The organism is Actinomyces sp. MRS3W, assembly GCF_032465695.1.
Lineage (GTDB): Bacteria > Actinomycetota > Actinomycetes > Actinomycetales > Actinomycetaceae > Actinomyces.
The window spans coordinates 1-7,256 of record NZ_JAWDJJ010000165.1 but is presented as its reverse complement, the minus strand read 5'-3'; the positions used below and the strand labels follow the sequence as shown (position 1 = coordinate 7,256).

The window sequence follows — 7,256 nt, the reverse complement described above, 5'->3', positions numbered from 1 at the left end:
GGTCATGTTCGAGGGCCTGGGCTGGCGGGGGAGTCGTGTCCTGGCGGTCATCTCGGCCTGCTGGCTGGTGCTGCCGGTGTGCCTCGTGCTGGCACCGGGCGCCTGGCTGGTCGGGTGTGTTGCTTCCGGCGTGGCCCAGGGCGGCTATTTCGCCGCCCTGTTCACCATTGTCATTCGGCGCAGCGTCAGCGTGGATGAGAACCGGGAGACGACGGCGTTCATGCAGACGGCCGGTTACGTGGTGGCCGCGGCCGGTCCGGTGGTGCTCGGCTGGGTGCATGAGGCCACCGGCGCCTGGCCGGTGCCCTTCGTACTCGTGGTGGTGGTGCTGGTCATGATGACCGTCTTCGGGCAGGTGGCTGCCAGCCGCCGCGGGACGGCGCGGCTGGATGCCATGGCGCTGCTGGCCCAGGCCGAGGCGCCGGAGAACGGAGAATCGCGGTGAGTCCACGCCAGCCGGCCGGCGAGCCGCTGCCCGGCATGGGGCAGCTGCCCCCACAGGCCGGGGCATCGGCGTCGGGCGGGCCGCGACCCTTCTCGGTGTACCTGCACGTGCCCTACTGCCGGGTGCGCTGCGGCTACTGCGACTTCAACACCTACACGAACCTGACCATGGGGGCGGGGGCCTCGCTGGGCGACTACGTGGACACGCTCGCCGTGGAGCTGGGCGCCGCCCGCGCCGCCATGGACGACTGCGGCCTGCCGCAGCGGCCCGCGCAGACGGTGTTCGTTGGCGGGGGCACACCCACCCTGCTGCCAGCCGGGGACCTGGCCCGAATGCTTGACCTGGTGCGCGGCACCTGGGGCCTGGCCGAGGACGTCGAGGCGACCACGGAGGCCAACCCGGAAACCGTTGATGCACGCTACCTGGCGCAACTGGCCGAGGCGGGCTTCACCCGAGTGTCCTTCGGCATGCAGTCGGCGGTGCCGCGGGTGCTGCGCACCCTGGACCGCACGCACACGCCCGAGCGGGTGCCGCAGGTGGTGGCATGGGCCCGGGCAGCGGGACTGAGCACGAGCCTGGATCTCATCTACGGCACGCCGGGGGAGACGTTGGACGACTGGCGCCGGTCCCTGGATGCCGCAGTTGAGATCGGCCCGGATCATGTGAGTGCCTACGCCCTGGTCATTGAGGAGGGCACGCGCATGTGGGGGCAGGTGCGCCGCGGCGAGCTGCCCCTGCCCAGCGACGACGATGAGGCCGACAAGTACGAGGCGGCCGACGCGGCACTGGCCGCGGCGGGTTACGAGTGGTATGAGATCTCCAACTGGGCCCGGCCGGGGCATGAGTGCGCGCACAACCAGGCCTACTGGCGCGACTGGGACTGGTGGGGCGCCGGCCCCGGGGCGCACAGTCACCTGGGGGACGTGCGCCTGTGGAATACCAAGCACCCGGTGGCCTGGGCCGGTCAGGTGATGGCCGGGCGGCTGCCCGTCGCGGGGCATGAGGTCATTGATGCCGATTCGCGGGAGCTGGAGCGGGTCATGCTCGGCATTCGTATGCGCGAGGGCCTGGAATTGGCGGCCCTGACCCACCGCGGTCCGGAGGGCCCCGAGCCGACGACGGCGCACGGCACCCCCGCCCGGCTGGTGCCGGTGGTCGGCCGGCTGGTGGGGGAGGGGCTGCTGGAAGCGGCCCCCGCCCTGCGCGGCCGCGCCGTGCTCACCCTGCGCGGCCGGCTCATGGCGGACTACGTCACTCAAGCCCTCATCGACTGACCGAATCGGGCCCGCGACGGGCACGAAAAGCTGGCCGAAGGTGAAGGTGTCCGCATCGTCGATAGTCTGGGGGAGCCTCGGAACACGCGTGAGGACGGGGCACCCTCGATAGCGTGGTGGTCGCCACGCCGATGGGTCTCATGGACTGTGGTGTCGATTTGGCATCATGGAACCATGAGTACGGACATGCCCTCGTATGGAGCACCGCAAGGCAACGGCCAGGGATACGGGAACACCCCGCCCAGCTATGGCAGTACCCCGCCTGGCTATGGAAACGCCGCCCCCGGCTATGGATATGGCGTGCCCGCGCCGCAGCCCACCATCTCCGTGGGCGACGGACTGTCCTGGGCCTGGGCGCGCATCACCAACAACCCTGTCGTTCTGCTGGTCGGATTCGGCATCTGGACGATCCTCGGCCGTATCGGCGCCGAAGCCAGCTACACCGTCAACGGCGTTGAGCACCACTACGGCCTGGGCATCCCCGGAGGTGGCTTGATCACACTGGTCGTGGCACTCATCAGCCCCATCCCACTGGCGCACGTCGGGCTGCTGACCAGCTCCGGCCGCAAAGCTACCTTCGCCGACTTCTTCACCTTCCCGAACTTCGCTCGCACCGTACTCGCCCTCGCCCTCTCGGGCCTGGCGATTGCTCTGGGCTCGATCCTGCTCATCGTTCCCGGTCTCGTCCTGCTGTACCTGCTGACCTTCGTTGAGTACGTCGGTGTCGAGCACAACACCGGCGCCATCGATTCCATGAAAATGTCCATGCGGTTGCTGGCGGACAACCTCGGGCTCATCCTCTTCGCGCTTGTTGGCATACTGCTGCACATCGTGGGCAGCATCACGGTCATCGGTTGGATCATCACCGGCCCGCTGGTAGCCCTCATGACCACCTACGCCTACGTGCGCGTCCAGGGACGCGACGTCGCCCGCTACCCGAGCCAGGGCTGACGCCGACTTCCGACGGCTCACACCCCGAGACATCGGCGTGCTTCCGGTCACCTTGTGCCCGGAACGCGCCGATGTCTCGTCATGTGGGACGGGCACTGTCATAGGCTGCCCCTAGCGTCGTCGCGTCTTTGATGAGACGACCAGCACACTGACCCCGAAACGAGGAGTCTCACGTGGAGTTGCAGTGGTGGTCCATACTGCCCTTTGTTGTCATGCTCGCCTCGATCGCGATCTTCCCGCTGGTCCCGGCGACGTCCCACTGGTGGGAGAAAAACTCCAGTCAGCTGACGGTTGCCCTCATCCTGGGGATCCCCGTCGCCGTGTGGATGTGGATCGCCCTCGGTTGGGAGCCCGTCTTCGCCGCCGTCGTGGAGTACGTGCAGTTCATCGCGCTGCTATTCGCACTGTTCGTCGTCTCGGGCGGGATCTTCCTCAAAGGTGACATCGAGGCGACCCCACGCAACAACACGATCTTCCTGGCGATCGGCGCCGTCCTGGCCAGCTTCGTCGGCACCACCGGCGCCGCCATGCTGCTCATCCGTCCACTGCTCAACACCAACCGCGAGCGCGAATACCGCGTCCACACCGTCCTGTTCACCATCTTCATGGTGGCCAACTGCGGCGGTCTGCTCACCCCGCTCGGCGACCCGCCGCTCTTCCTCGGCTTCCTGCGCGGCGTCCCCTTCACCTGGACGTTCAGCCTCGCCATCGAGTGGCTGTTCGTCAACGCCATGCTGCTCGCCAGCTACTTCGCTCTCGACTCCTGGTACTACTCGCAGGAGCCCGCGGCCGACATCCGCGCCGACAAGACGGAGATCGAACCCCTGGGTCTGCGAGGCGCCACCAACCTCGTGTGGTTCGTCGTCATCATCGCCGCCGTCGCCTTCGCCCCCTCGATCGATGCCGAAGCCATTGAAGCGGGGCATGCGACCCTCATGGACTGGATCCCGGTGCGGGAGATCATCATGCTCGCCGCCGCCGGCGCCTCCTACAAGCTGGGTGACAGGAAGGTCCGCTTCGAGGACAACCAGTTCGAGTGGGGGCCGATCGCCGAGGTGGCGGCCCTGTTCATCGGCATCTTCCTCACCATGATCCCGGCCCTGCGCTACCTCGACGAAGTCGCCGGCAGCCTCCCGCTCAACGAGATCACCTTCTTCATCTTCACCGGCGGCTTGTCCTCCCTGCTCGACAACGCCCCCACCTACGCCACCTTCTTCGAGATGGCCGGCCAGGTGGCCCACCCAGGCGGTGCCACTGTTGCGGGTGTGCCGGAGCTGTACCTGCGTTCCATCTCGCTGGGCGCCGTACTGTGCGGTGCGCTCACCTACATTGGCAACGGCCCGAACTTCATGGTCAAGTCGGTTGCGGAGGCGCGCGGGGTCGAGATGCCCTCCTTCGGTGCTTACATCGCCCGCTCCTTCATGTACCTGGTGCCCATCCTCGTGGCCATGGTGCTGCTGTTCATCGCCTCGCCGCTGTGGGCCAAGATCGTCGGCGTGGTGCTGGTGATCGCGCTATTGGCCAACAATGTGAGACTGCTGCGCTCCAGCCGCCGCCTGGCACTCGTCGACGCCTGAAATCCGCGACATTCGGTACAGGCCGGCCCGGGCACCCTCGCGGATGCCCGGGCCGTGCGGTTTCTTCGGCGGAGTCTTCGCGGGCCCGGTCAGGAACCGGCCTGCTCACCCACCCAGCTGATGAAGTTCTCCTCCCCGGAGCCGGTCAACTCGGCCATGGTGTGCCCCTGACCCCAGACGGTCGCGAAATCCACCGACTGGCCGGCCGCCTGCAGCGCCAGCGCCAGGTTGACCTCAACGGTGCTGGCCGTGTCGCCCTGGGTAATACCGGTGCGGATGCGCCAGTTCGGAGCGACCGTGGAAGTGCCCGCCCCCTCGTAGGCACTGGAGATGAAGTACATCGGGTTGTACATGTGCTCGCGAGTGAGCACGTCGATGCCCAGTGAGTCCGTTTGGGTGAAGTCGGAGTCGTAGCCCGCCGAACCGTAGTCGTCGTTCCAGTCATCCAGGGAGGCGTAGGAGTCCTCGTTGGCGGCGATGACATCGCGGGAGAGTTCGGAGAAGTGCAGCGCCGTGTCCCCAACCCCGAGGACGGTGTTCTCGGTCTGACCGCGGTCAACGCCGTCGAGCGCGCCGACGTCCTTGGTCGCGGCCTTCTGACTGGTGACGAAGCCCTCCAGACCGGTGATGGTCGCCGTGTTGGTTGACGAGTCGTAGGAGACCCACTCCACGTCGGTGTTGAGGGCGGCGATGTAGTCGTCCACGCTGTCATAAGTGACCGACTCGGATTGTGTGGACCCCGAGGACTCCGCCGAGCCTGCCCCAGGACCGCCATCCGTCGGCGCCCCGTCGGGTGCCTCGCCGTCGCCGGGTGCCCCGGAGGGAAGACCGGAGGCGTCACCGCCGTCGGGGCCACCACTGGCGCCGCCGGAGGCTCCATCGGCGCCGCCCGGTCCGCCGGATCCGCCCGCGGCATCCATGCCGGCCATCTCGGTCGTATTCGGGGTGTAGGGGAACTCGGTGGCTGCGAGGAAGTCGTTGAGGGACTGCTCAATGACGCCGACCATGTGCTCGTAGTAGGAGCCGGCCAAGTACTGCCCGTCTGCGGACTCTTCCAGGGTCAGGGTGTTGCCGCTGGAGTCGACCAGCCCCAGGCCGTTGAGATAGCTCGCGTAGGCGGCCGCCAGGTTCTGGGAGTAGACCTTGGTCCAGGTGCCCTCCGCACGCGTGCCGGTGGTGGCGAACTGGCCCATATTCCACTCGTAGGCGGCGTTGGCACTGTCCAGGCTCGTGATCGGGCACCAGCACATGGCCCCCGCGATCGCGTCGGACAGCGCGGCGCCGTCGGTGTCGGTGGTGGCAGCGCCGAGGGCCTCCAGGTACGGCGTGTACAGCTCACTGTCACCGGACGCGCCCATGATGGCCGACTGGGCGCCGCCGCCGGAGTGACCGAACACGTACATCTGCTCCGGGTTACCGGGGAGAGCCGAGGCGTTGTAACGCAGGTAGCGCACGGCCGCCTTGAGGTCGGTCACGCCCCACGGCGCGTTCCCGGCCGCCGCGTCCGTGGTGGAGTCCTTGCCGCGCAGGCCCGCCTGGACGTAGATGAATCCCGCCTCCATGTAGGCCGAGACCGTGTTGTAGGAGTACTCGCTGGGCGGCTGCTGGGCCGCATAGCCGGGGGTATTGACCGGCAGCACGACCGGCGCCGTCGCCGCCGTCCAGTCGCCCACGGCGCCGTCGGCAGCGACCTCGGCGGTGAAGGTGCCGTCGCCGTTGTCGGTGGCGGACATGTAGGCGCCGGGCACGAAAATGCCGAGCGTCTCATAACTGGTGTCCTGCGGGGAGGCCACATAGGACAGGCCGAGCTGGTAGTAGACATCGCCGTCGGCGTCGTAGCTCCAGGCCGCGGAGTCAAGCGCCAGGTCGGTACTCGTGGGCGCGGGCGCAGAACCCGAGGCGGTGGCCGTAGCGGTGGAACTGCCGGAGTCGTTGCTGCAGGCGGCCAGGCCGGCCGCGCCTAGCAGAGTCGCCACCGGCACCGCCCCCAGGAGAGTGCGTCGTGAGAGTCTCATCAATGGTGTCCTTCCCGTCGGCATCAGGGTCATGCTGAACATGCAATCCGGCCGGGCTGAATGTCACCCTGGCGAGTTGCTGTGAGCCGCTTGTGAAAGTGCCCGCCTGGGCGACGACGTTCCGGCCTGCTTCCCGTCAGCGGGTGCCGGGGGCGGTGACGAAGTCGATGAGCTCCTCCATCCGTCCCAGCAGGCTCGGCTCCAGATCCTTGTAAGAGCGCACCGTGGCCAGGATCCGCTGCCAGCCGCGGGCGATATCGGCCTGGTTGGCGTGAGCCCAGCCGAGTGCCTCCAGAGTGCCGTGCTTAATGTCCACCCCGCGCGGGATGGTCGGCCAGGCTCGCAGGCCCACCCGCTCGGGCCGGACCGCCTGCCACACGTCCACATACGGGTGCCCCAGGATGAGGATGTTCTCCCCGCCGGGCAGGGCGCGCACATGCTCGGCAATGCGCGACTCCTTGGACCCGGGCACGAGGTGATCCACGAGCACTCCCGCCCGCCGCTGCGGCGACGGCCCGAACTCGGCCATGACCTCCTCGAGGTGATCGACGCCGTCGAGCATGAGGACGACGACGCCCTCGTGGCGCAGGTCGTCGCCCCACACCTTCTCCACCAGCTCGGCGTCGTGCTTGCCCTCCACCCAGATGCGGGAGGCGCGTGCCACGCGGGCCCGCTCGCCGTCGACGGCGTAGGAGCCGGAGGCGGTCAGCCTGCGTCCGCCCGCACTGACCGGACCGGCGGGGGGACGCTTGCGCGGGGCCGGCGGGTCGACGATGACGGGTCGCCCCTCGAGCCAGAAGCCCGGTCCCAGTGGGAACGCCCGGCGCACGCCGCGCCGGTCCTCCAGCACCACGACGTGCTTGCCGCCCGATTTCTCCACGGCGACGGCGGCGCCCACGAACCCGGTCTGGCGGTCCTCCAGCACCATGCCGCGCGTGAGCGCCACATGCACCGACTGGGGTCGCACCGCGGTGGGGCCGACGCGATGCGGATC

Annotated in this window: 5 protein-coding genes and 1 pseudogene; 4 read left to right on the top strand and 2 right to left on the bottom strand. The window is 68.4% G+C overall.

Annotation, left to right across the window (positions count from 1 at the left end; genetic code table 11):
- The 4 genes and pseudogenes from RWX45_RS05940 to RWX45_RS05925 form a co-directional block, all read left to right on the top strand.
- A pseudogene (locus RWX45_RS05940) lies at positions 1-445 on the top strand (MFS transporter); the annotation flags it as partial.
- Entirely contained in the window at positions 442-1,719 is a 1,278-nt protein-coding gene (hemW, locus tag RWX45_RS05935) for a radical SAM family heme chaperone HemW (protein ID WP_410050685.1), read from the top strand. The pseudogene RWX45_RS05940 and the gene hemW, both read left to right, overlap by 4 nt.
- Before the next feature lie 174 nt (positions 1,720-1,893).
- The gene (locus RWX45_RS05930; RefSeq protein WP_316022842.1) at positions 1,894-2,670 is read left to right on the top strand and encodes a hypothetical protein; all 777 of its coding nucleotides are present in this window, start codon (positions 1,894-1,896) and stop codon (positions 2,668-2,670) included.
- A 173-nt stretch (positions 2,671-2,843) separates the two neighbouring features.
- A complete protein-coding gene (locus RWX45_RS05925) occupies positions 2,844-4,247 on the top strand; it encodes a sodium:proton antiporter (RefSeq protein ID WP_316022841.1) in 1,404 nt (467 codons plus the stop codon).
- Positions 4,248-4,336: 89 nt separating this feature from the next.
- On the opposite strand, the gene RWX45_RS05920 is transcribed toward RWX45_RS05925, so the two are convergent.
- A complete protein-coding gene (locus RWX45_RS05920) occupies positions 4,337-6,262 on the bottom strand; it encodes a subtype A tannase (protein WP_316022840.1) in 1,926 nt (641 codons plus the stop codon).
- A gap of 136 nt (positions 6,263-6,398) precedes the next feature.
- Positions 6,399-7,256 (bottom strand): DUF3097 family protein (locus RWX45_RS05915; protein WP_316022839.1); only part of this gene is annotated, 858 nt, incomplete at its 5' end.